Genomic DNA, 23,129 nt, shown 5'->3' with positions numbered 1-23,129 from the left:
GCGCTCACGTGGCGGAGTCTGCCACCCGTTCGAGCGGGGAGGCCTCGCCGCGCAGCTTGTGCATGACCTGGCGCTCGACCCAGAAGATCAGCAGCGGCACGAGGCCGGCCACCACCACCAGGAGGACGAACGGCACGCTCCAGCCCTCGCGGCGCCACAGGAAGAAGGTGACGACGAGGTAGACGATGTAGATCCAGCCGTGGGCGAGCCACACGATGCCGGCGTCCTCGCCGAACTGCTGCAGGCCGGAGCCGTCGGCGGCGAGCTCGTCGAGCAGGAACACCACGGTCCCGAAGGCCAGCAGCACGCCGACGACGTACGCCAAGATCCGGTAGGCCCTGACCAGTCCGCTCACGTGGCCACGGTACTGGCCCGGTCCTCGGTCTCGTCCTCCTCCTCGGGGTCCTCGCCCGGGGGCGCGCGGAGCTCCCCCACCCACCGCCACCACAAGAAGACCGCGAAGCCCCCGAAGACCCACCACTCCAGGGCGTAGAACAGGTTGCGCACCGCGGTGAACCGGCCGGCGTCGGGCAGCTGAGCCAGGTCGGCCGCGGGCAGGCCGTCGACCCCGTCCTGCGCCACGGCGTACGCCGAGTAGAGGTCCTGGTCGACCCGCTGCACGACGTCAGCGATCCGCAGCTGCGGCAGCACGTCGTCGGTCGGGTCGTCGTCGCGGTCGCCCGTGCCCTCCGGCGGCTGGAGCCAGCCGGTGAGGTCGGCCGTGCCCTGCGGCGGCGCCGGCGCCTGGCCCGGGTCGGCGACCCACCCGAGCACCACCGGCAGCGCCGGCGCGCCGGCGTCGCCCACGGCCAGCGGCGTGACCATCCAGTAGCCGTCCACGCCGTCGTGCTCGCGACCGGACACGAAGACCGTGCCCGTCGGCACCCAGCTGCCGCTCACCGTCACCGGCTGCCCCACCGAGCGGCCCGGGAACGGGTCGTCCGGTCCCATCACGTCGGCCAGCGGCTCCGGTTGCGCCTGGGTCAGGTCGCGGGCCGCGTCGGCCCGGCGCTCGCGCCAGGCGTCGAGCTGCCACAGGCCCAGGAGCAGGGCCGCGACCACGGCGACGACCATGAGCAGGTGCCCGCCCCAGTACCGCGGGGCGAGGGCATTCGGCACGTCCCCAGGGTACGGCGCACCCACTGGTCCGACCACTTGACCTCTGACCACAGCGGTGCCACGGTGGCCAGGTGCCGCTGCAACCCGTCCGTCGCCGATCCGTGCCCGACGAGGTCTTCGACCAGGTCCTGGCCGAGGTGGTCGACGGCGCCCTCGGCCCCGGTGCGGCCCTGCCCAGCGAACGCCGCCTGGCCGAGGTGCTCGGCGTGAGCCGGCCCGCCGTGCGCGAGGCCCTGCAGCGCATGGCCGCGACCCGGCTGGTCGAGGTCCGCCACGGCGGCACCACGACGGTCCGCGACTTCCGGACGGCCGCCGGCCTGGACCTGCTCCCCCGCCTGCTGGTGCGCCACGGCGAGCTCGATCCCCAGGTCGCCCGCAGCGTGCTCGAGGCCCGGCTGGCCGTCGGGCCGGCGGTCGCGGCCCTCGCCGCCCCCCGCGGCGGCCCGGCGCTGGCCGCGGCCCTGCACACCCTGGTCGACGACCTGGCCGCGACCGAGGACGACGTACGCCGCCAGGAGCTGGCCCTGGCCTTCTGGGACCAGGTCGTCGCGGCGGCCGACTCGCTGGTCTTCCAGCTGATGTTCAACAGCCTGCGCGCGGCGTACGAGCCGGCGCTCGAGGCCCTCGCGCCCCTCATGGCCGAGGAGGTGGGCCAGGTCGAGGCCTACCGCCTGCTGGCCGCGGCCCTCGGCTCCGGCGACGCCGAGACCGCACGGGCCGCCGCCGAGCGCGTCCTGCGCCCCGCGACCGAGAGCCTGCTCACCGCCCTGGCCGCCCTCGAGGAGGAGCCCACATGACCCAGGCCGACCCCCAGATCGAGGCCCTCGCCGCCCAGCGGCTGGCCGCCGACGAGGAGCGCATCACCGGCCAGGCCCGCCGCCGCCAGTCGCTGACCCTCAGCGCCGCGTGGCGTGAGTTCTGGCGGCACCCGAGCCCCTGGCTGATCTCGACGTTCCTGGTCGCCTCGGTCATCGCCCGCATCGCCGTCGGCCGAGGCTCCTGGTGGGAGCTGCTCGTCCCCGTCGCCCTCATCGCGCTGTTCCCCGTCATCGAGTGGGTCATCCACGTCGCCGTCCTGCACTGGCGCCCGCGCACGATCGGCCCGCTGACCGTCGACTCGCTGCTGGCCCGCGAGCACCGCGCCCACCACGCCGACCCGCGCGACCTCCCGCTGGTCTTCATCCCCTGGCGGGTGCTGGTCTGGCTCCTCCCGACGTACGTCGTCGTCGCGTGGCTGGTCACCCCGAACAGCGCCTGGATGCTCACGCTGCTGGTGTCGGTCTACGGCATCAAGGCCGGCTACGAGTGGACGCACTACCTCGTGCACAGCGACCACCGCCCGCGCTCGCGGTGGTACCGCTCGGTCTGGCGCAACCACCGCCTGCACCACTACAAGAACGAGCACTACTGGTTCACCGTGACCAGCGCCGGCACCGCCGACCGCCTCTTCGGCACCTACCCGGCCGACGCCTCGGCGGTCCCCACGTCGCCGACGGTGAAGCGGCTGCACGACCTCGAGGAGACGCGCGGCTGAGTGCGCTCACCGCCTCCCGTCCTGCCCCCGGCCGTGGCGACGCGTAACACTTCGCCGGCCGCCGGCATCCAGAAGGGTGTGACGGTCAAGCTGCGAGAGGAACGCGTGGACGCGACGCCCCCGCCAGAACCACCCGACGACCCGGTGACCGGGCACGGGTTCGAGGAGTTCGTGGTGGCCACCGCGGACCGGATGATGCGCACGGCGGTGCTGCTCACCGGTGAGCGGCACGCGGCCGAGGACCTGGTGCAGGCGACCTACGCGCAGGTGTTCTCGAAGTGGCGCCGGGTGCGCCGCGCGGACCACCCGGCGGCGTACACCAGGACCGTGCTGACCCGGCTGTTCCTCGCCCAGCAACGGCGGCGCCGGGTCGACGAGGTCTCGTGGGAAGGCTCGGCGGATCTCGCCGGCTCAGCGCAGGACCCGACGCTGCGGCTCTCGCTCCTCGAGGCGCTGGCCACCCTGCCCCCAGCCGACCGGACGGTGCTGGTGCTCCGCTACTTCCACGACGTCCCGGTCGCCGAGGTCGCCCGTCAGCTCTGCCTCTCCGAGGGCGCCTGCCGGACGCGGGCGTCCCGAGCGCTCGCCCGTCTCCGGCTGCACTTCCCCGATCTGGCCGAGTGACCGGCTCGTGACCGCCCGAGAGGACACCACCTCATGAAACTCAAGGACTCGCTCGAGGCCGCGGTGGTCGACGTGACCACCGACGCATCCACCCTGGCGTGGCAGGCGCGCCGCGCCGGTCTCGCCGCCCGTCGCCGTCGTCGCGTGCTCGCCGTCGTCGGCGGAGCCACCGTTGCGGTGCTCTCCGCCGGTGTGGCCTGGGGGACCCTGCCCGGCCAGGGTGGGCAGGACCGTGGTGCGACGGCCCACGACACGGCCTCGTCGCCCGCCACCCCGGAGCCGACCGCCGAGCTCTCCGGGGCGACCGGGCCGTTGACCGGCCGGGGCGTCGTGGCCGCCCTCGTCGCCGGCGTGGACGAGGTGACGGGGGGCGACGGACGCTTCGCCGCCTTCGGCGGCTCGGCCGGAGCGGAGCCGATGGCGGAGTTCCTCTTCACCGACGACGCCGACCCTGAGGGGCTGGTGCAGCTGAACCTCCAGCCGCTCGAGCACGAGGGCTCACTGGACACCGGCCCGGTCGGCCGGCCGCCGTACAGGTGCGAGAGCTACATGGGCCAGTGCCAGGTCACCGAGCTGGCCGACGGCGCGACGCTGCGCACCTACGTCGACACCGTCAGCGGCAGCGGCCCGGGCTATCGGCGCAACGTGGCCGAGCTCATCGATCGCGCCGCCGGCCTGCGGCTGGTGCTGGGCGCTGCCACCACCGCCCGGACCGAGGACGACGTCGTGCGCTCGGCTCCCCCGCTCACCGTCGAGCAGCTCGCCCAGGTCGTGACCCGACCGTGGTGGTCGAGGACCACGCTGCCGCAGGAGTACCTCGACCAGGGCGACGAGCTGCCGACGTTCCGGTCCCTGTGCGCCCCGGACGTGTTGGACACCGAGGCGCCGTGCGTGTGAGCGGGTGGAGCCTAGGGGACTCGAACCCCTAACCCCCTGCTTGCAAAGCAGGTGCGCTACCAATTGCGCCAAGGCCCCGGTGGGGGCGGATCAGCTGCGCTTGACCGCGTCGGTGGCCTCGGCCCAGAGGGCCTGCTCGGCCTTGCCCTCGTCGAGCTTCTTCTTCGCGATCACCGCGCCGGCGGCGGCGAGGGCGATGAGGAGCAGCTTCTTCACGCGGGAGACGGTAGCAAGGGCTGCGGCGGGGCGGGTAAACGCGAGGGCCGGGGCTGGCCGTTGACGGCGTCGTACTTGTCGAGGATGAGCTTCAGGTAGGTGTCGACGCCGGGGCCGGGGGGCTGGCCGTGGGTGGCGCCGGTCTGGTGGGTGCCGTCGACGAGGAGGGAGGAGACGCCGGTGACGGGGTCGAGGGTGGGGTCGGCGAGGACGGTCTGGCGCCAGTCGATGGTGTAGGTGTTCGGGCGCACGCGCGCGAGGTGGCGCGAATAGCGGTTGTACAGGCGCAGCGTGACGTCCTTCCACCGCTGGTAGGAGCCGGCGCGCACGACCATCACCAGGAAGACGTTGGTCTCGGGCGGGAGCAGGTCGATGGCGCGCTCGAGGCGGGCGTAGCTCCACTCGGGGAAGTGGCAGCGGTTGGTGCCGAGGGCCATGACGAAGTTGGCGGGCGTCGGGTGCGTGGCGAGGTAGGCCTCCATGCGCCGCTGCAGCGCGTTGACGGCGCGGCCGCGCTGCTGGTCGACGTACCAGTCGGGCTCGAGTCGGCGCAGCTTCGGCGCGACGCGGTAGAGCGTGGAGTCGCCGATGATGAACGTCCCGGAGTACGGCGCGGGCGGGGTGGCGCGGCCACCGGAGGCGTCGACCGGCGCGGCCGGGACGAGGAGCGCCAGGCAGGTCAGCGCGGCGAGGAGGAGGGTCTTGTTCAACGCGAACTCCGTGGGTGGGCCTAAGAGGACTTGAACCTCTGACCTCTTCCTTATCAGGGAAGCGCTCTAACCGTCTGAGCTATAGGCCCGCGAGTGTCGCCGACGGCGCGGCGACCGAACGGGAACGATACCCGAGCCCGGGAGGCCCGGAGAAATCGCCTCAGTTGTCCTCGGCCAGGGTGACCTCGACGCCGCCGAGCAGCGAGGCCGACATGTTGTAGAGGAACGCCCCGAGGGTGCAGATCGCGGTCACCAGCACCACGTCCACGGCGGCCACGATCATCGTGAAGCCGACCACGCGTCGGGTGCCGAGGTAGTCCTCGATGTCGAACGTCGAGGCGTCCTGGCCGCCGACGACGTCCTGGACGGTCTGGTTGATGGAGTTCCACACGTCGGCGGCGCCGAGCACGGTCCAGACCATGAGGACCGAGACCACGATGACGATGCCGAGCGCGATGGAGAGCAGGAACGACGTCTTCATCACCGACCACGGGTCGACCCGGGTCACCCGGAGCCGGGCCCGACGTCCGGCCTGCGGGGCGGCGGCCGCGGCCGCGGCGCGCTTCTGCTCGCGGGTCGGCTTGGCCGGCTTGGCGGTCCTGGCCGGCTTCGCCTTCTCCTGGGGTACGGCGGGCGCGGGCGCGGCCACGACCGGCGGCGGCGCCGCGGCCGGGCGCACCGGCTCGGCCGTGCGCACGGCGGGCGTCGCCTGGGTGGCCGGGCTGGGCTGCGCCACGGACTGGGCGGCCGCAGCCGGAGCAGCCGCGGGAGCAGTCGGACGAGGCGCTGCCTTCTTGGCCGCGGGTCGGGCGGTCTTCTTGGTCACCGGACGCGGGGTCCGGGCCGGAGCCGCCTTCTTGGCCGGCGCCGGGGCGGCCGAGCCGTTGCGGGTGCCGTTGGCCGGGGTCGCGGGAGCCGCCGGCGGTGCCGCCGAGGGAGCGGACTCCCCCGCGGCGTCCTCGCCGGCCGGCATCGGCGGGAGGACCCGGCCGTTGCCGGACCCGTTCTGGGGCGGACGCTGCTGGGGGGTCCGTGGCAACGCGACCGTGTCCTCACGGCCGGTGTTGCTCGGGCGATCAGCCATGCTGACTGTCACTCCCCCTGGTCTCGACGACGGTGCGGCGTCTACTCAGACGTGTCCTGGTCCTCGATTGTTGCACCCGCCTCGTCATTCTCCGATTCGGCCAGCGGCGCGGCGGGGTCCGCCGGACCGTCGTCCGCGCTGACCGGGCCCTGCTCGAGCTCGCGCTCGACGACCTCGGTCGCGGCGTCCTCGGCCACCTCGGCCGCGGAGTCCTCGAGGGCCTCCTCCAGCTCCTCTTCGACCTTGGCCTCGACCGAACGGGCCACGACCGCGACGGCGTCGCCGTTCTTGGGGCTGACGAACTTCACGCCCATCGTGGAGCGACCGGTCGGGCGGAAGTCGGCGTTGATCGGGCTGCGCACGACCTGCCCGCCCTGGGTGATGGAGAGGATCTCGTCGCCGTCCTCGACGATGAAGCCGCCGACGAGCACGCCGCGCGCCTCGTCCTCGAGCTTCATCGCGCGCACGCCCTTGGTGCCGCGGTTGGTGAGGCGGTACTCCGAGATGCGGGTCCGCTTGGCGAAGCCGCCGTCGGTCATGGTGAAGACGTACTGGATGTTCTCCTCGGAGTCCTCCGAGGCCGCCTGCGCCGCTGCGATCCGCGACATCGACAGCACCGAGTCGCCCTCGGGCGTGTCCATGCCGCGCACGCCGGACGTGGCCCGGCCCATCGGCCGCAGCTGGGCGTCGTCGGCGCGGAAGCGCACGGCCTGGCCCTTGCGCGAGACCAGCAGGATCTCGTCCTCGGGGAAGACCAGCTCGGCGCCGATCAGCTCGTCGTCGTCCTCGCGGAAGTTGATCGCGATGACGCCGGCCTGGCGCGGGCTGTTGTAGTCGGCCAGGCGGGTCTTCTTCACGAGTCCCGCACGGGTGGCGAGCACGAGGTACGGCGCCTGGTCGTAGTCGCGGATCGCCAGCACCTGGGCGATGTTCTCGTCGGGCTGGAAGGACAGCAGCCCGGCCACGTGACCCCCGCGCGCGTCGCGCGAAGCCTCGGGCAGGTTGTAGGCCTTGGTCCGGTAGACCCGGCCGGCGGTGGTGAAGAAGAGCAGCCAGTGGTGGTTGGTGGTCGCGATGAAGTGCTCGACCACGTCGTCACCGCGCAGCGAGGCGCCGCGCACGCCCTTGCCGCCGCGCCGCTGCGAGCGGTACTGGTCGGCGCGGGTCCGCTTGGCGTAGCCGCCGCGGGTGATGGAGACGACGAGGTCCTCGTCGGGGATCAGGTCCTCCATCGACAGGTCGCCGTCGGCCGCGATGATCTGGGTGCGCCGGTCGTCGCCGTACTTGTCGACGATCTCGGTGAGCTCCTCGACCACGATCGAGCGCTGGCGCGTGATGTTGGCCAGGATGTCCTCGAGGTCGGCGATGGTGATCTCGATGGCGGCCAGGTCGTCGATGATCCGCTGGCGCTGCAGGGCCGCGAGCCGGCGCAACTGCATGTCGAGGATGGCGGTGGCCTGCTCCTCGTCGATGTCGAGCAGCTCGATCAGGCCCACCCGCGCCTCGTCGACATCGGGCGAGCGGCGGATGAGCGCGATGACCTCGTCGAGCGCATCCAGCGCCTTGACCAGGCCGCGCAGGATGTGGGCGCGCTTCTCGGCCTCGCGCAGGCGGTACTCCGTGCGCCTGCGGATGACCTCGACCTGGTGCTCGACCCAGTTGCTGATGAACTGGTCGATGCTCAGCGTGCGGGGTACGCCGTCCACCAGCGCGAGCATGTTGGCCGAGAAGTTGGTCTGGAGCTCGGTGTGCTTGAGCAGGTTGTTGAGCACCACGCGGGCCACGGCGTCGCGCTTGAGCACGACGACCAGCCGCTGGCCGGTGCGCGAGGAGGTGTCGTCGCGGACGTCGGCGATGCCCTGGACCCGGCCGGAGTCGGCCAGCTCGGCGATCTTCAGCGCCAGGTTGTCCGGGTTGACCATGTAGGGCAGCTCGGTGATGACCAGGCAGGTCCGGCCCTTGCTGTCCTCGTCGATCTCGATGACCGCGCGCTGGGTGATCGAGCCGCGGCCGGTGCGGTAGGCCTGCTCGATGCCCTGGCGGCCGACGATGAGCGCGGCGTTCGGGAAGTCGGGGCCCTTGATCCGCTCCAGGAGCGCGTCCAGGAGCTCCTCGCGGGTGGCGTCGGGGTGCTCGAGGGCCCAGACCGCGCCCTCGGCCACCTCGCGCAGGTTGTGCGGCGGGATGTTGGTGGCCATGCCGACCGCGATGCCGGCCGAGCCGTTGACCAGCAGGTTGGGGAAGCGGGCCGGCAGGATCGTCGGCTCGGCCGAGCGGCCGTCGTAGTTGGGCTGGAAGTCGACGGTGTCCTCGTCGATCCCGCGCACCATCTCCATCGCCAGCGGCGCCATCCGGCACTCGGTGTAGCGCATCGCGGCGGCGGGGTCGTTGCCGGGCGAGCCGAAGTTGCCCTGCCCGTGGATGAGCGGGTTGCGCATCACCCAGGGCTGCGCGAGGCGGACCAGGGTGTCGTAGATCGCGGTGTCGCCGTGCGGGTGGTACTGACCCATGACGTCGCCGACCACGCGCGAGCACTTGGAGAAGCCGCGGTCGGGGCGGTAGCCCCCGTCGTACATCGCATAGAGCACCCGGCGGTGCACCGGCTTGAGCCCGTCACGGACGTCGGGCAGCGCGCGCCCGACGATGACCGCCATCGCGTAGTCGATGTAGGCGCGCTCCATCGAGGTGCGCAGCTCGACCTCGTTGACGCGGCCGCCGCCGGTCGGGGGAGTCGTGGGGGTCTCGGTCATGCTCGGTCTCGATTCGTCGGTCTAGGGATGTCTAGGACTCAGGCAATAGCTGCGTAGAGACCTAGATGTCCAGGAATCGCACGTCCTTGGCGTTGCGCTGGATGAACGAGCGGCGCAGCTCGACGTCCTCACCCATGAGCGTGGAGAAGGTCTCGTCGGCCAGCGCGGCGTTCTCCAGGGTGACCTGCAGCAGCAGCCGCTGGTCGGGGTCCATCGTGGTCTCCCACAGCTCGTCGGCGTTCATCTCGCCGAGGCCCTTGTAGCGCTGCACCGGGTTCTCCTTGGGCAGCTTCTTGCCCTCGGCCAGCCCGGCCTTCATCAGCGCGTCGCGCTCGGCGTCGGAGTAGACGAACTCGTGCTCGGCCGGCTTGTTCCAGCGCAGCCGGTAGAGCGGCGGCTGGGCCATGTAGACGTAGCCGCCGTCGATGAGCTGCGGCATGAAGCGGAACAGCAGGGTGAGCAGCAGGGTGTTGATGTGGTGGCCGTCGACGTCGGCGTCGGCCATCAGCACGACCTTGTGGTAGCGCAGCTTGTCGATGTCGAACTCGTCGTGGATGCCGGTGCCGAGCGCGGAGATGATCGCCTGGACCTCCTGGTTGCCCAGGACCTTGTCGAGACGGGCCTTCTCGACGTTCAGGATCTTGCCGCGGATCGGCAGGATCGCCTGGATGCGCGGGTCGCGGCCGGACTTGGCCGAGCCGCCCGCCGAGTCGCCCTCGACGATGAAGACCTCGCACTCGGAGGGGTTGGTCGACTGGCAGTCGGCCAGCTTGCCCGGCAGGCCGCCACCACCGAGCAGGCCCTTGCGGTTGCGGGCCAGCTCGCGCGCCTTGCGCGCGGCGATCCGGGCCTGCTGGGCGGACTGGGCCTTGCGCACGATGTCGCGGCCCTCCTGCGGGTTCTGCTCGAACCACGCGCCGAGCTGGTCGTTGACCACCCGCTGCACGAAGCCCTTGGCCTCGGTGTTGCCCAGCTTGGTCTTGGTCTGGCCCTCGAACTGCGGCTCGCCCAGCTTGATCGAGATGATCGCGGTGAGCCCCTCGCGGATGTCGTCGCCGGAGACGCGGTCCTCCGACTTCTTCACCAGGCCCCACTCCTCACCCCAGCGGTTGACCAGCGAGGTGAGCGCGGCGCGGAAGCCCTCCTCGTGGGTGCCGCCCTCGTGGGTGTTGATGGTGTTGGCGAAGGTGTGGACCGACTCGGTGTAGGTCGTGTTCCACTGCATCGCGACCTCGAGGCTGAGCGGGTTCTCCGCGTGGTCCGGCGTCTCGGCCTCGAAGGCGATGATGGTCGGGTTGGCCGCCTGCTTGCTGCGGTTGAGGTGCTCGACGTAGTCGACCAGGCCGCGGTCGTACTTGAAGACCTGCTCGCTGCCGCCGCCGTCGACGCGGTGGATCACGTCGCTGCTGGAGGCGTCGCTCTCGCGGGCGGTGTCGTCCTGCACGGCGTCGGCCACGGCGCCGGCGTCGGGGCGCTGGTCGCGCACGACGATCTCGAGGCCTTTGTTGAGGAAGGCGTACTCGCGGAAGCGGGTGGTGATGGTCTCGAGGGAGTACGACGTGGTCTCGAAGATGTCCGGCGAGGCCCAGTAGGTGACGGTGGTGCCGGTGCCCTCGCCGTCCTCGAGGTCGCGCACCTTGGCCAGCGGACCCTCGGGGTCGCCGAGCCGGAAGGTCTGGCTCCACAGCGCGCCGCGGTTCTTGACCTCGAGCACGAGCTTGTCCGAGAGCGCGTTGACCACCGAGACGCCGACGCCGTGCAGGCCGCCGGACACCTTGTAGCCGCCGCCGCCGAACTTGCCGCCGGCGTGCAGCTGGGTCAGCGCGATGGTCGCGGCCGGCAGCTCCTGGCCGGGCGCGGTGTCGGTGGGGATGCCGCGGCCGTTGTCCTCGACGCGGATGGCGCCGTCGGCGGTGAGCGTGACGACGATCCGGTCGCAGTAGCCGGCCAGCGCCTCGTCGACCGCGTTGTCCACGATCTCCCAGATCAGGTGGTGCAGGCCGCGCTCACCGGTGGAGCCGATGTACATGCCCGGGCGCTTGCGGACCGCCTCGAGGCCCTCGAGGACCTGGATCGCGGAGGCGTCGTAGGCGACTCCGTTGGGGGGGCTCCGGTGGGTTCTGCTGCGTCAACGTCGACCCCTTCTGCGCACGGCTCGCACCGCTGTCTTGACATGAGTCGGGCCGCCCGCCGGGTGGGAGGACGACCCAACAGCCATGATAGCGCCCAGAACGCCGCATTCCACGCACCGGACTCGGCGAGCGGGGGGACGCGGCGTCCAGGAGCGCCTCCAGCGGCGCGTGGAGGCCGGTGAGAGCGACGCACAGGGGGTGCGCCGTGTCCCCGTATGGCCGCGAGCCCCGCAGATCGGCTCAGCCGCGCTCGCGGGTCCTCACCCGTAGGTGTCGCGCGGCCCCCGGCTGTCGCGGGTCCGCAGCCGACCGCGGCGCTTCGGGGTGTGCGGCCCGAGCACGTCGATGACCGTCACCGTGCCGTCGCCGAGCTCCTGGTTGAGCCGGCGCACCACGGCCGGCGCCAGGTGGGTCAGCTCGGTGGCCCAGGCGGTGGAGTCCGCGCGCACCACGAGCTTGCCCTCGGCGAAGGTCTCCGGCGTGCAGTGCGCGCCCACGTCGGCGCCCACCAGCTCCGGCCACCGGGCGAAGACGCCGCGCACGCGCAGCTCGAGCGCCCACCCCTGGTCGGCCACGAGCCGCTCCAGCTGGGAGCCGAGCAGCTGCGGGTCGCGGTCGTCGGGGTGCGCGCCGGAGACCTGGGTGTCGCGGGGGCGACGGTCTCGCTTGGCGCGGCGCTTGCGGGCCGCCGGCGTGCTGCCCGCGGTCGCCCGGGTCAGCTGGCGGGCCAGGTCGAGCCCGTCGTCGCGGTGCTCCTCCTCGGGCCCGGGCTGCGCGGGACCAGGCTCCTCAGCCACCCGCCTCACCGTCCCCCGCCTCGTCCCTGGTCACCGCGCCGCCGGCCACGACGTACCGCACCCCGCGCAGGGCCGCCGGCACGTCCTCGGGCACCGCCGCCGTGACCAGCACCTGCTCGGCGCCGGCCACCAGCTCGGCCAGCTGCTCGCGCCGGCCGCTGTCGAGCTCGGCGAAGACGTCGTCGAGGATCAGGATCGGGTCGTCGCCCTCGCTGCGCAACAGGTCGTACGACGCGAGCTTGAGCGCCAGGGCGAACGACCAGCTCTCGCCGTGGGAGGCGTAGCCCTTGACCGGCAGCCGCTCCTCGCCCGGGTCGGACCCGTGGCCCAGCCACAGCAGCAGCTCGTCGCGGTGTGGGCCGACGAGGGAGAGGCCGCGGTCGAGCTCGTCCTTCTGCCGGCGGGCGAGCTCGTCGAGGATCGCCTGCTCGAGCGGCCCGTCGACCGGCACCGACGAGCGGTACTCGATCTCGGCGTCGTCGCGGGAGGCCCCGCGGGCCACGGTCTCGTAGGCCTTCCCGACGTACGGCCGCAGGTCCTCGACCAGCGCGAGGCGCGCCTCGAGCAGCTCGCTGCCGTGCCGGGCCAGCTGCTCGTCCCAGACCGCCAGCGTGGCCAGCGCACCTTCGCGCGCCGAGCCGCGCGCGATCCCTGCGGTCTTGAGCAGCGAGTTGCGCTGCTTGAGCACGCGGTCGTAGTCGGCGCGGGTCCCGGCCAGCCGCGGCGTGCGCAGCACGAGCAGGTCGTCGAGGAACCGGCGCCGGTCCGAGGGGTCGCCCTTGACCAGGGTGAGGTCCTCCGGGGAGAAGACCACGGTGCGGACGAGGCCCACCAGGTCGCGGGTGCGGGGGAGCGCGGAGCGGTTGATGCGCGCCCGGTTGGCGCGACCCGGGTTGAGCTCGACCTCGAGCACGGCCTGGCGCCCGTCCTTGACCACCGCCGCGCGCACCACGGCCTGCGGGGCGCCGCTGCGCACCAGCGGTGCGTCCGTGGCGACCCGGTGGGACTGGAGCCGGGACAGGTAGTCCACGGCCTCGACCAGGTTGGTCTTGCCCTGGCCGTTGCGACCGATGAACGCCGTGACGCCCGGCTCGAGCGCGACCTCCGCAGAGGCGTAGGACCGGAAGTCGTGCAGGCTCAGGTGGGCGACGTACATCGGCCCCCGGTCAGGACTGCTCGGTGGGTCCGCCGCCGGAGTTGGCCGGCTCGCTCCCGCTGCCGGCCTGCTGGGCGGCCTCGGACTGCGCGGGACCGCCGGCCGTGTCGGCCTGGCTGGCCTCACCGCCGACCGGCGGCGGGGTGTGCAGGGCGTGGCCGCCGAACTGGTTGCGCATGGCCGCGATCGCCTTCATGGCCGGGCTCTCGTCCTGGCGCGAGGTGAAGCGGGCGAAGAGCGAGGCGGCGATGACGTGCATCGGCACGGCGTTGTCGATGGCGGCCTCGACCGTCCAGCGGCCCTCGCCGGAGTCCTCGGCCCAGCCCGGGACCTTGCTCAGCCCCTCGTCCTCGCGCAGCGCCGCGACCAGCAGGTCGAGGAGCCAGGAGCGGATGACGGTGCCGGCCCGCCAGGAGTCGAAGACCTCGGTGACGTTGTCGACGACGTCGACCTTCTCGAGCAGCTCCCAGCCCTCGGCGTAGGCCTGCATCATGGCGTACTCGATGCCGTTGTGGACCATCTTGGCGAAGTGCCCGGCACCCGGCTTCTGACCGGCGTGGACGAAGCCGTGCTCGCCCTCGGGACGCAGTGCGTCGAAGGCCGGCTGGACCTTGGCGACGTCCTCGTCGGAGCCGCCGCACATGAGGGCGTAGCCGTTCTCGAGCCCCCAGACCCCGCCGGAGACGCCGCAGTCGACGAAGCCGATGCCCTTGTGGCTGAGCATCTCGGCGTTGGCCTGGTCGTCGGTGTACTTGGAGTTGCCGCCGTCGACGACCAGGTCGCCCTCGGACAGCAGCTCGCCGAGCTCCTTGACGGTCTCCCGGGTCGGGTCGCCGGCCGGGACCATCACCCACACCACGCGGGGCCCGCCGTCCGGGCCGGGCAGCTGCTCGACCATGGCGGCCAGGCTGTCGGCGTCGGCGAGGTCGGGGTTGCGGTCGTAGCCGACCACGGTCAGGCCGGCGTTGCGCATGCGCGTGCGCATGTTGCCGCCCATCTTGCCCAGACCCACGAGACCGATGTGCATTGGCTTGCTCCTCCTGAACGGGTGGATGACCTACGACCTGCCGGTGCCCCGGACCGGCCTCAGGACAACAGTCGGCGCGGCATCAACAGGTAGCGGAACGTGGTCTCCTCGGCCGCGCCCTCCTCCTCGCTGGTCCCGCGGATGACCACGGGCTTGGAGGACTGGGTGAAGGCCAGCTCGACCTGCTTGTCGTCGATGGCGGTGAGACCGTCGAGGAGGAACTGCGGGTTGAACCCGGTGGTGATCGCCTCGCCGGTGATGTCGGCCTCGATCGACTCCGAGGCCTGGGCCTCGTCGCCGGAGCCCGCGTCGAGGGTGAGCACCCCGTCGGCGAAGGCCAGCTGCACCGCGGTGTTGCGCTCGGCGACCAGCGAGACGCGGCGCACCGACTCGATCAGCGCCTGCTTGTCGACCTTGGCCACGGTGAGGTGCTCACTGGGGAAGAGGCTGCGGACCTTGGGGAACTCGCCGTCCAGCAGGCGGGTCGTCGTACGCCGGGAGCCGCCGGCCGCCATGCCCTCGAAGCCGATGATGCCCTCGCCGGAGCCGGAGGTGGCCAGCGCGATCGTCACCTCGCTGCCGCTGGTCAGCGACTTGGCGGTGTCGCCGAGCACCTTGGCCGGGACCAGGGCGGCCAGGGTGTCGTCGGGCGTGCGCGGGTCCCACTCGAGCTCGCGGTGCGAGAGCCGGAACCGGTCGGTGGCCAGCAGCGAGATGGTCGAGCCGTCGATCTCGACCCGCACGCCGGTGAGCACGGGGAGCATGTCGTCGCGACCGGCGGCGGTGACCGCCTGCGCGACCGCGTGGGCGAAGGCCTCGCTGGAGACGGTCCCCGTCGCGTCGGGCATGTCCGGCAGCGTCGGGTAGTCCTCGACCGGCATGGTCTGCAGGCTGAACCGCGCGGAGCCGCAGGTCAGCGAGACCCGGGCGCCGTCGGTGACCATCTCGACCGGCTTGGGCGGCAGGCTGCGGCAGATGTCGGCCAGGAGGCGGCCGCTGACCAGCGCGCGGCCCTCGTCGGCCACCTCGGCCTGCAGCGTGGCGCGGGCGGACGTCTCGTAGTCGAAGGTGGAGAGCACCAGGCCCTCGTCGCTGGCCTCGATCAGCAGACCGGCGAGCACCGGGACGCTGGGGCGGACCGGGAGGCTGCGGGCAGCCCATGCGACGGCGTCCGCGAGCACGTCGCGGTCGACACGGAACTTCACAGTCGGGGTTCCTTCGGGATCTCGGCGATCTGGGCTGCGGTGCGGGCTGCGATCTGGGCTCGAATCCTGCCACCACGGTGCGCGGTGTTCCACAGGGTGCGGGGCTCGTGGAGTTCCACCGTCGATCGATCCGTGTAGAAGTCCGGAGTCGTAGTAGGAGCGGTGGAAACTGTGGACGGTGCCCGCTGGCCCCGGCGGGACGCGGATCTGCCTGTGCAGGACGGCTGTGGACGGTGACCCGGTCCGACGGGGCGGGGTGTGGACGACGCCGGTCGTGCGCACCGTCCGGTGCCGCGGATCCCGAGATCCTCCCCGTGTAGTTCGGACCCTGGAGTGGGGTCTGTCCACAGGCTCGCCGACGCGTCCACGGGGCTCAGGCCTGGCGGGCGGCGGCCTTGACCCGGCTGGTCAGCTCGCTCACCTGGTTGAAGACGGCGCGGCGCTCGGCCAGCAGCTGGTTGATCTTGCGGTCGGCGTACATCACCGTCGTGTGGTCGCGGTTGCCGAACTGCGCACCGATCTTGGGCAGCGACAGGCCGGTGAGCTCGCGGCACAGGTACATCGCGATCTGGCGGGCCATCACCAGGTGCCGGCCGCGGCTGGGGCCGGTGAGCTCCTCGATGGAGACGCCGAAGTACGCCGCGGTCTGGGCGATGATCAGGCCAGCGGTGATCTCGGGCTCGCCGCCCTCGGGGATCAGGTCCTTGAGCACGATCTCGGCCAGGGTCATGTCGACCTCCTGGCGGTTGAGGTTGGCGAACGCCGTCACCCGGATCAGGGCGCCCTCGAGCTCACGGATGTTGGTCTGGATCTTGGAGGCGATGAACTCCAGCACGTCCGGCGGCGCGGTCAGCCGGTCCATCGCGGCCTTCTTGCGCAGGATGGCGATGCGGGTCTCGAGGTCCGGCGGCTGGACGTCGGTGATGAGGCCCCACTCGAACCGGTTGCGCAGCCGGTCCTCCAGCGCCTCGAGGCGCTTGGGCGCACGGTCGGAGGTCAGCACGATCTGCTTGTTGGCGTTGTGGAGGGTGTTGAAGGTGTGGAAGAACTCCTCCTGGGTCTGGGTCTTGCCCTCCAGGAACTGGATGTCGTCGATGAGGAGCACGTCGACGTCGCGGTAGCGCCGCTTGAACACGTCCTGCTTGTCGTCGCGGATCGCGTTGATGAACTCGTTGGTGAACTCCTCGCTCGACACGTAGCGCACCTTGGCGCCGGTGTAGAGGCTGCGCACGTAGTGCCCGATCGCGTGCAGGAGGTGGGTCTTGCCCAGCCCGGACTCGCCGTAGACGAGCAGCGGGTTGTAGGCCTTGCCGGGCGCCTCGGCCACCGCCACCGCGGCGGCGTGGGGGAAGCGGTTGGAGGAGCCGATGACGAACGTCTCGAAGGTGTACTTCGGGTTGAGCCGGGTCTCCAGCGCGCTCGGGCGCTGCGAGCGGTGGTCGCCGTCGGTCTCGATCCGGTCGTGGTGGAGCACGGGAGCGGGCGGCTGGTCGGTGGCGGCGCCCGGCATGGGGAGCACGTCGGCCAACCGGCTCACCGGACCATTTGTCGACATGTCGTCGTGTCGCCTTGTCGACGAGTCGATCCGGGAGACCGTCTCGGGCTCGCGGCCAGGTGCGCTCGGGCCGGTCGGCTCGATCCGGTCGATCCGGTCGATCCGGTCGGTGCTCTCGCGGCGCGGGGCGTGGGACGCCTGAGCGGCGGTCCGCTCGGCCCGGCCCGGCTCACTCAACGCCGGGTTGATGGTGGTGCCCAGGCGGATCGCGCGGCGGTAGACCTCGCTGAGTGCGCCCTCGAGCTCGGGCCGCAGCCGGCCCTCGACCTGGGTCCGGGTGAACTCGTCGGGCACCGCGATGATCGCCAGGTCGTCGTGGACGGTGACGGGGTCGCAGGTCGACAGCCAGGCCCGCTGGTTGGGCTGGACGTTGTCGAGCACCGCGCGCCAGGCGTCGGTGAGGTCCGGGTCGGTGTGGTCCACGAGGTCGGTCGCCTTCTCCCGCTCGATGCGGCTGGGGGTCCTGTCCGGACAGGTGCGGACAGCTGGGTCGGCGTCACTGTCCACAGAGTTCTCCACAGGCTGTGCACCCGCCGCACCGGGTGTCCGGGACGGGTGGGGACTGTGAGGAACCGGCGGGGGAGCACCGGACCGAGACGGCCCCGGGGGGCAGTAGGGAACCTCGGTTGGGGCCCGAACCTAACCCCGCGCGGCGGGCAGGCACAAGCCGTTCTCCACAGGTGACGAAGCCATTTCACCAGGTGGTCCCGGGCCGTCCGCAGCCCACCCGTCCGGGCGATCTCCACAGGCCCGCGGGCGTGGCGCGGGCCCGGCCCGCGCCGGTTTGACCCTGGCTCCGCGCACCGCGTACCGTTGATCGGTCAGTGGCTGGGTCCTGGCAGCGCACCCGCGCCGACCGCCGCGACCACCAGACCTGCCCGTCCTACCGGAAGAGAACTCCCGTGAGCAAGCGCACCTACCAGCCGAACAACCGTCGCCGCCACAAGGTGCACGGCTTCCGTCTGCGCATGCGCACCCGCGCCGGTCGCGCCATCCTCTCCGCGCGTCGCCGCAAGGGCCGCAAGAGCCTCGCGGTCTGAGTCGGCTCAGGCCGCTCTTCCCCGTGCTCGCCGCCGAGCACCGGCTGCGCGACTCCGACGCCTTCCGGCGCACCGTGCGAGCGGGCCGGCGAGCGGGTGGGTCCGCGGTGGTGGTGCACCTGCTCACACCTGCGCCGCCCGCGCAGGTGCACTCGGTGCGCGTCGGCCTGGTGGTCTCCAAGGCGGTGGGCAACGCCGTCGCCCGCAACCAGGTGAAGCGCCGGTTGCGTCATGTCGTCAGGCCACACTTGGCGTCGTTGCCCGCGGGCGCGGAGGTGGTGGTCCGGGCCCTGCCCCCGGCCGCCGGCCTGTCCAGCGCGGAACTCGACGCCGAGCTCACCCGTTGTCTCAGCAGGGCGATGCGGAGCCCGGCCGCGCCCCGGACAGGGGCTGCCTCATGAAGTACGTCCTCATCGGGCTGCTGCGCGCCTACCGGCTGCTGATCAGCCCGCTCTACGGGCAGGTGTGCCGCTACCACCCGAGCTGCTCGGCGTACGCGCTCGACGCGGTGACCGAGCACGGCAGCATCCGCGGCAGCTGGCTGGCGGCGCGCCGACTGGCGCGCTGCCACCCCTGGGCCGCCGGTGGCTACGACCCGGTCCCGTCCCGCACCTCTGCACGCACCTCCGGCCCGGACCGTGACGCACTGGTCGGCGCCGCCCACAGGAAGGAAGCCTGATCGCGTGAGCGCACTCGTGCTGGGACCGCTGGGCACCATCGGTCACTACATCCTCACACCGTTGTACTACGCGGTGTCCGGAGTGATGCTGGCGTGGCACTGGCTGTTCAGCCAGATCGGGCTCGACCCCGAGGGCGGTGCGTCGTGGGGCCTGTCGATCATCGGCCTGACCCTGGTCATCCGGGCCGCGCTGATCCCGCTGTTCGTGCGCCAGATCAAGGCCAGCCGGAACATGCAGCTGATCCAGCCCAAGGTCAAGGAGCTGCAGAAGAAGTACGGCCACGACCGGGAGCGTCTCGCACAGGAGACGATGAAGCTCTACAAGGACTCGGGCACCAACCCGTTCGCGTCCTGCCTGCCGATCCTGATGCAAATGCCGATCTTCTTCGCGCTGTTCCGGATGGTTGACCAGGCGGCCAAGAAGGGCACGGCGCACGGCTTCCTGACCGAGACCCAGGCCAAGGAGTTCGGCAAGGCCGAGCTGTTCGGCAAGCTGCCGCTGGCCGCCTCGTTCACCGACTCCCAGGGCATCCTGGCCGTGCAGATCGTGGCGGCCATCCTGGTGCTGGCGATGACCGCCACGACGTTCACCACCCAGCGGCAGCTGATGAGCAAGAACATGCCGCCCGACGCGCTGACGGGTCAGTACGCCCAGCAGCAGAAGATGCTCCTCTACGTCCTCCCCGTCGTGTTCGCGGTCGGCGGCATCGCCTTCCCCATCGGCGTGCTCTTCTACTGGACCACCTCGAACCTGTGGACCATGGGTCAGCAGTTCTGGGTCATCCGCAACAACCCGGCGCCGGGCACCGAGGCGGCCAAGGCCAAGGAAGAGCGCGACCGCAAGAAGGCCGAGGCCCACGGGCTGCCGGCCGCCGAGGGCGCGGTGGCGACGGTGACCGAGGTCGAGCCGGAGGACAAGCGCCCCGCACAACGCCAGCAGCCCAAGCGGCAGACCAAGGCCCAGCGCCAGAAGGGCGGCACCGGGCGACCACCCGGCGGCACCCAGCGCAGCCAGAACCAGAAGAGGAACGGGAACCAGCAGTGAGCGAGCAGACCACCGACGAGACGCCCGACCTGACCGTGGAGGACGCCGGCACCGTGGCGACCGGCACCGAGGCGACCGGTGCCGACGAGGCCGCCGCGGTGGCTGACAGCGGGGGGCCCGCCGACGGCGGCGAGACCGCGGGCGGCGCGGACGCGGCCGAGGACGCCGAGGACCAGCCGGCCGGCTCGCGGGTCGAGCGGCTCGAGGCCGAGGGCGACATCGCCGCGGACTACCTCGAGGAGCTCCTCGACATCGCCGACCTCGACGGCGACCTGGACATGGACGTCGAGGGTGACCGGGCGGCCGTGTCGATCGTGGGCGCCGAGCTGAGCCAGCTGGTCGGCCGCGACGGTGAGGTCCTGGAGGCGCTCCAGGAGCTGACCCGGCTGGCGGTCTACCGCGAGACCGGCGAGCGGTCGAGGCTGATGCTGGACATCTCCGGCTACCGCGCCGACAAGCGCGACCAGCTGGAGAAGCTGGCCGAGGAGACCGTGGCCCGGGTCAAGGAGTCCGGCGAGTCCGCGTCGCTCGACCCGATGTCGCCGTTCGAGCGCAAGGTGGTGCACGACGCCGTCGCGGCCGCCGGCCTGACCTCGGAGTCCGAGGGCGTCGAGCCCCGCCGCTACGTGGTGGTCCTTCCGCCGCGGTGAGCGGGCAGCAGATCCCGTCCGGGACGCCCCCCACGCCCGAGGCGGCGCGGGGGGCGTTCCCGTCGGAGCGGTTGGCTCTGGCGGAGCGCTACGTCGAGCTCCTGGCCACGGCCGGTGTCGAACGCGGGCTGATCGGCCCCCGGGAGGCGCCGCGGCTGTGGGAGCGGCACGTGTTCAACTGCCTGGCTCTGGCCTCGGTCGTCCCCGAGAGCGCGACGCTGGCCGACCTGGGCTCCGGCGCCGGTCTCCCCGGTCTGGCGCTGGCCGTCGCGCGGCCCGACCTGAGGGTCACGCTGGTCGAGCCGCTGCTGCGGCGGACCACTTTCCTGGAGGAAGTCGTCGGGGAGCTCGGACTCGACGGCGTCGAGGTCGTCCGGGCGCGGGCCGAAGAGCTGCACGGGTCCCGGCTCTTCGACGTCGTCACGGCCCGTGCCCTGGCCCCGTTGGAACGTCTGCTCGGGTGGGCGTGGCCGCTCGTCGCGCCGGAGGGCGCCCTGCTGGCCATGAAGGGCAGCTCGGCGGCCGAGGAGATCGCCTCGGCTCGGACGCGGCTGCGCACGCTCCGTTGTCCGGAGCCCGAAGTACTGGAGCTGAGCACCCCCGACGACGCCTCCACAGCCACCGTCGTGCGAGTGGCTCGAGGCATTCGGGCGCGACTAGGGTGAGGTGGACGCGACGTGGTGGGAGGGATCCAGGAGTGACGCACGGCCCGACACCGCCGGACGGTGCAGGGGAGTTATCCACCGGTACGGAACCCCTCCCTGAGCCTGACTCTCCACAGGGTGACGTGGTTTCTCCACAGGTTCGCCTTGACGACGCGGACGATGTTTCACGTGAAACACCGCCCGGAGGTGCCGACAACCCCGTCCCCCAGACCGATGTTTCACGTGAAACTGAAGGAGACCCGGCCGTGCTGCGCGCAGGCGATCTCAGCGACGTCCCACCTTCCTTGGCCGACCCCTATGGGGACGAGCCGACCCCGCTGGCCAGGGCCGCTGAGCACATGCTGCTGGCACGCCAGGGCGCACGGCAGCGGCCGGCGATGCCGCGGCCCGAGGCCACCCGAGTCCTCGTCGTGGCCAACCAGAAGGGCGGGGTCGGCAAGACGACGTCGACCGTGAACATGGCCGCCGCGCTCGCCCAGCTCGGTCAGCGGGTGCTGGTGGTTGACCTGGACCCGCAGGGCAACGCCTCCACGGCGCTCGCGGTGGAGCACCACCGGGGCACGCCCTCGACGTACGACCTGCTGGTCGAGGGAACCCCGCTGGCCGAGGTGCTGGCGCCGTGCCCCGACCTCGAGCTGCTCTCGGTCGTCCCGGCCACGATCGACCTGGCCGGAGCCGAGATCGAGCTCGTCAGTGTGGTGGCGCGTGAGCAGCGGCTGCGCAAGGCGCTCTACGCCGATCCCCGGGTCAGTGAGCAGAGCGTCGACGATGCGGGCGAGGACCGGTTCGACTACGTGTTCATCGACTGCCCGCCGTCGTTGGGGCTGCTCACGCTCAACGCGTTGGTGGCGGGGGCCGAGATGATGATCCCCATCCAGGCGGAGTACTACGCGCTGGAGGGTCTCGGCCAGCTCATCTCCACCGTCGACATGGTCCGCGCGCACCTGAACCCGGACCTGAGCATCTCCTCCATCCTCATCACCATGTACGACGGCCGCACCCGACTGGCCGCCGGCGTGGCCGAGGAGGTCCGCTCGCACTTCGGCGAGCAGGTGCTCCGCTCGGCGATCCCGCGCTCCGTGCGCGTGTCCGAGGCGCCGTCGTACGGCCAGACCGTGATGACCTACGACCCGGGGTCGCCCGGTGCGATGAGCTACCTCGACGCCGCCAAGGAGCTCGCGCAGAAGGGGCTGCGGCCCCAGGAAGGACAGCACGCGTGAACGCCTCCCGGCCCCAGCGTCGCGGTCTCGGCCGCGGTCTCGGTTCGTTGATCCCCACGGCCGCGCCGGCGGAGGAGTCGCCTGCTGCCGGCGCCGCCGGGGCCGGCGCCGCCGATGGCCCCGCCCCGCCGACCGGTCCGACCGGCCCGCCGGAGCCGGGAGCCGCCGGCTCCGCACCCGGTCCCGAGCTCGCCCCCGTGACCGGGGCGTCGTTCGCCGAGCTGCCCATCGACCAGGTCCGCCCCAACGCCGCACAGCCTCGTCAGGTCTTCGACGAGGAGGCGATGGCCGAGCTGGTCCACTCGATCCGCGAGGTCGGGCTGCTCCAGCCGATCGTGGTGCGCCGCCGCGCGGAGGGCGACTACGAGCTGGTCATGGGGGAGCGGCGCTGGCGCGCGTCCCAGCAGGCCGGGCTCGACGTCATCCCGGCCATCATCCGCGACACCGACGACACCGACATGCTCCGGGACGCGCTCCTGGAGAACCTGCACCGCTCCCAGCTCAACCCGCTGGAGGAGGCGTCGGCCTACCAGCAGCTGCTCGACGACTTCGAGTGCACGCACGAGGAGCTGGCCCACCGCATCGGTCGTTCACGTCCGCAGATCAGCAACACGATCCGGTTGCTCAAGCTCAGCCCGGCCGTCCAGCGCAAGGTCGCGGCCGGGGTGCTCTCGGCCGGCCACGCCCGCTCCCTGCTCGGCGTGGACGACGCCGAGCGCCAGGACCGCCTCGCCCAGCGCGTCGTCGCCGAGGGCATCTCGGTGCGCGGGCTGGAGGAGATCGTCGCGGTTGGGAGCGACGACGACCCCGCCGTCCGCCGCGTGCAGCGGGCCAAGCCCACCGCGCCCGGTCTCGCCGAGCTGGCCGACCGCCTGTCCGACCGGCTGGAGACCCGGGTGAAGGTGGACCTCGGGCGCAGCAAGGGCAAGATCACCGTGGAGTTCGCCAGCCTCGACGACCTGCGCCGCATCGTCGACGTGATGGACCCCCGCAACCGGGACGACCGCCCGATCTGAGCATCGAC

At 72.1% G+C, this 23,129-nt stretch carries 24 protein-coding genes and 2 tRNA genes; 12 read left to right on the top strand and 14 right to left on the bottom strand.

Annotated elements, in window-relative coordinates; genetic code table 11:
* Window positions 1-4: 4 nt before the first annotated feature.
* Window positions 5-355: a DUF3817 domain-containing protein gene (locus G5V58_RS22970; RefSeq protein WP_165237606.1), complete on the bottom strand. Its 351-nt coding sequence runs from the start codon at window positions 353-355 to the stop codon at window positions 5-7.
* Entirely contained in the window at window positions 352-1,119 is a 768-nt protein-coding gene (locus G5V58_RS22965; RefSeq protein ID WP_165237604.1) for an SURF1 family protein, read from the bottom strand. The genes G5V58_RS22970 and G5V58_RS22965 overlap by 4 nt, the downstream gene beginning before the upstream one ends.
* 71 nt (window positions 1,120-1,190) lie before the next feature.
* Here G5V58_RS22965 and G5V58_RS22960 point away from each other — a divergent pair, with 71 nt between their 5' ends.
* The 4 genes from G5V58_RS22960 to G5V58_RS22945 all read left to right on the top strand — a co-directional run bounded on the left by G5V58_RS22960 (window position 1,191) and on the right by G5V58_RS22945 (window position 4,174).
* Entirely contained in the window at window positions 1,191-1,916 is a 726-nt protein-coding gene (locus G5V58_RS22960) for a FadR/GntR family transcriptional regulator (RefSeq protein ID WP_165237602.1), read from the top strand.
* Window positions 1,913-2,653: a sterol desaturase family protein gene (locus tag G5V58_RS22955; protein WP_165237600.1), complete on the top strand. Its 741-nt coding sequence runs from the start codon at window positions 1,913-1,915 to the stop codon at window positions 2,651-2,653. The genes G5V58_RS22960 and G5V58_RS22955 overlap by 4 nt, the downstream gene beginning before the upstream one ends.
* Before the next feature lie 105 nt (window positions 2,654-2,758).
* On the top strand, window positions 2,759-3,277 hold the full coding sequence (locus tag G5V58_RS22950; RefSeq protein ID WP_230486877.1) for a SigE family RNA polymerase sigma factor: 519 nt from the start codon (window positions 2,759-2,761) through the stop codon (window positions 3,275-3,277).
* 33 nt (window positions 3,278-3,310) lie between these two features.
* Window positions 3,311-4,174, top strand: coding sequence for a hypothetical protein (locus tag G5V58_RS22945; RefSeq protein WP_165237598.1), 864 nt, complete (start codon window positions 3,311-3,313; stop codon window positions 4,172-4,174).
* Between the two features lie 5 nt (window positions 4,175-4,179).
* Here G5V58_RS22945 and G5V58_RS22940 read toward each other — a convergent pair.
* From G5V58_RS22940 to dnaA, 12 genes are all read right to left on the bottom strand, one after another.
* Window positions 4,180-4,252 (bottom strand) — tRNA-Ala (locus tag G5V58_RS22940).
* 12 nt (window positions 4,253-4,264) lie between these two features.
* Window positions 4,265-4,390: a DLW-39 family protein gene (locus G5V58_RS26220; protein ID WP_230486876.1), complete on the bottom strand. Its 126-nt coding sequence runs from the start codon at window positions 4,388-4,390 to the stop codon at window positions 4,265-4,267.
* Entirely contained in the window at window positions 4,387-5,100 is a 714-nt protein-coding gene (locus tag G5V58_RS22935; RefSeq protein ID WP_165237596.1) for an SGNH/GDSL hydrolase family protein, read from the bottom strand. Before G5V58_RS22935 ends, G5V58_RS26220 begins: the two co-directional genes overlap by 4 nt.
* 15 nt (window positions 5,101-5,115) lie before the next feature.
* Window positions 5,116-5,189 (bottom strand) — tRNA-Ile (locus G5V58_RS22930).
* Window positions 5,190-5,260: 71 nt separating this feature from the next.
* Complete coding sequence (locus tag G5V58_RS26215; RefSeq protein WP_230486875.1) at window positions 5,261-6,184, bottom strand: DUF3566 domain-containing protein; 924 nt, start codon at window positions 6,182-6,184, stop codon at window positions 5,261-5,263.
* 41 nt (window positions 6,185-6,225) lie between these two features.
* Window positions 6,226-8,934 carry a DNA gyrase subunit A gene (gene gyrA, locus G5V58_RS22920; RefSeq protein WP_165237594.1) on the bottom strand — a complete coding sequence of 903 codons (2,709 nt, stop codon included), beginning with the start codon at window positions 8,932-8,934 and terminating at the stop codon, window positions 6,226-6,228.
* A gap of 61 nt (window positions 8,935-8,995) precedes the next feature.
* Window positions 8,996-11,008 (bottom strand): DNA topoisomerase (ATP-hydrolyzing) subunit B, encoded by a 2,013-nt coding sequence (gene gyrB / locus G5V58_RS22915; protein ID WP_165239523.1) that lies wholly within the window; start codon window positions 11,006-11,008, stop codon window positions 8,996-8,998.
* A 318-nt stretch (window positions 11,009-11,326) separates the two neighbouring features.
* Window positions 11,327-11,863, bottom strand: coding sequence for a DUF721 domain-containing protein (locus G5V58_RS22910; protein ID WP_230486874.1), 537 nt, complete (start codon window positions 11,861-11,863; stop codon window positions 11,327-11,329).
* Window positions 11,856-13,019, bottom strand: a complete 1,164-nt coding sequence (gene recF / locus G5V58_RS22905) for a DNA replication/repair protein RecF (RefSeq protein WP_165237589.1) — start codon at window positions 13,017-13,019, stop codon at window positions 11,856-11,858. Before recF ends, G5V58_RS22910 begins: the two co-directional genes overlap by 8 nt.
* Before the next feature lie 10 nt (window positions 13,020-13,029).
* A complete protein-coding gene (gene gnd, locus G5V58_RS22900) occupies window positions 13,030-14,046 on the bottom strand; it encodes a phosphogluconate dehydrogenase (NAD(+)-dependent, decarboxylating) (protein ID WP_165237587.1) in 1,017 nt (338 codons plus the stop codon).
* Between the two features lie 59 nt (window positions 14,047-14,105).
* On the bottom strand, window positions 14,106-15,251 hold the full coding sequence (gene dnaN, locus G5V58_RS22895; protein ID WP_165237585.1) for a DNA polymerase III subunit beta: 1,146 nt from the start codon (window positions 15,249-15,251) through the stop codon (window positions 14,106-14,108).
* A 373-nt stretch (window positions 15,252-15,624) separates the two neighbouring features.
* The gene (dnaA, locus tag G5V58_RS22890) at window positions 15,625-17,187 is read right to left on the bottom strand and encodes a chromosomal replication initiator protein DnaA (RefSeq protein WP_407939764.1); all 1,563 of its coding nucleotides are present in this window, start codon (window positions 17,185-17,187) and stop codon (window positions 15,625-15,627) included.
* A gap of 521 nt (window positions 17,188-17,708) precedes the next feature.
* Here dnaA and rpmH point away from each other — a divergent pair.
* The 8 genes from rpmH (at window position 17,709) to G5V58_RS22850 (ending at window position 23,121) form a co-directional block, all read left to right on the top strand.
* Window positions 17,709-17,846, top strand: coding sequence for a 50S ribosomal protein L34 (gene rpmH / locus G5V58_RS22885; protein ID WP_114780495.1), 138 nt, complete (start codon window positions 17,709-17,711; stop codon window positions 17,844-17,846).
* A gap of 23 nt (window positions 17,847-17,869) precedes the next feature.
* Window positions 17,870-18,247, top strand: a complete 378-nt coding sequence (gene rnpA, locus G5V58_RS22880; RefSeq protein ID WP_165237581.1) for a ribonuclease P protein component — start codon at window positions 17,870-17,872, stop codon at window positions 18,245-18,247.
* Window positions 18,244-18,525, top strand: coding sequence for a membrane protein insertion efficiency factor YidD (gene yidD, locus G5V58_RS22875; protein ID WP_165237579.1), 282 nt, complete (start codon window positions 18,244-18,246; stop codon window positions 18,523-18,525). The genes rnpA and yidD overlap by 4 nt, the downstream gene beginning before the upstream one ends.
* A 4-nt stretch (window positions 18,526-18,529) precedes the next feature.
* Window positions 18,530-19,570, top strand: a complete 1,041-nt coding sequence (gene yidC / locus G5V58_RS22870) for a membrane protein insertase YidC (protein WP_407939648.1) — start codon at window positions 18,530-18,532, stop codon at window positions 19,568-19,570.
* A gap of 98 nt (window positions 19,571-19,668) precedes the next feature.
* Window positions 19,669-20,220, top strand: coding sequence for a Jag family protein (locus G5V58_RS22865; protein WP_165239518.1), 552 nt, complete (start codon window positions 19,669-19,671; stop codon window positions 20,218-20,220).
* Complete coding sequence (rsmG, locus tag G5V58_RS22860; protein ID WP_165237577.1) at window positions 20,217-20,885, top strand: 16S rRNA (guanine(527)-N(7))-methyltransferase RsmG; 669 nt, start codon at window positions 20,217-20,219, stop codon at window positions 20,883-20,885. The genes G5V58_RS22865 and rsmG overlap by 4 nt, the downstream gene beginning before the upstream one ends.
* Before the next feature lie 338 nt (window positions 20,886-21,223).
* A complete protein-coding gene (locus tag G5V58_RS22855) occupies window positions 21,224-22,105 on the top strand; it encodes a ParA family protein (protein ID WP_165237575.1) in 882 nt (293 codons plus the stop codon).
* A complete protein-coding gene (locus G5V58_RS22850; protein ID WP_165237573.1) occupies window positions 22,102-23,121 on the top strand; it encodes a ParB/RepB/Spo0J family partition protein in 1,020 nt (339 codons plus the stop codon). The genes G5V58_RS22855 and G5V58_RS22850 overlap by 4 nt, the downstream gene beginning before the upstream one ends.
* Window positions 23,122-23,129 lie beyond the last annotated feature (8 nt).

This window comes from Nocardioides anomalus, from assembly GCF_011046535.1.
Classification (GTDB): Bacteria; Actinomycetota; Actinomycetes; order Propionibacteriales; family Nocardioidaceae; genus Nocardioides; species Nocardioides anomalus.
The sequence above is the reverse complement of the archived record's forward strand: the minus strand, read 5'-3'. Positions and strand labels throughout refer to the sequence as shown.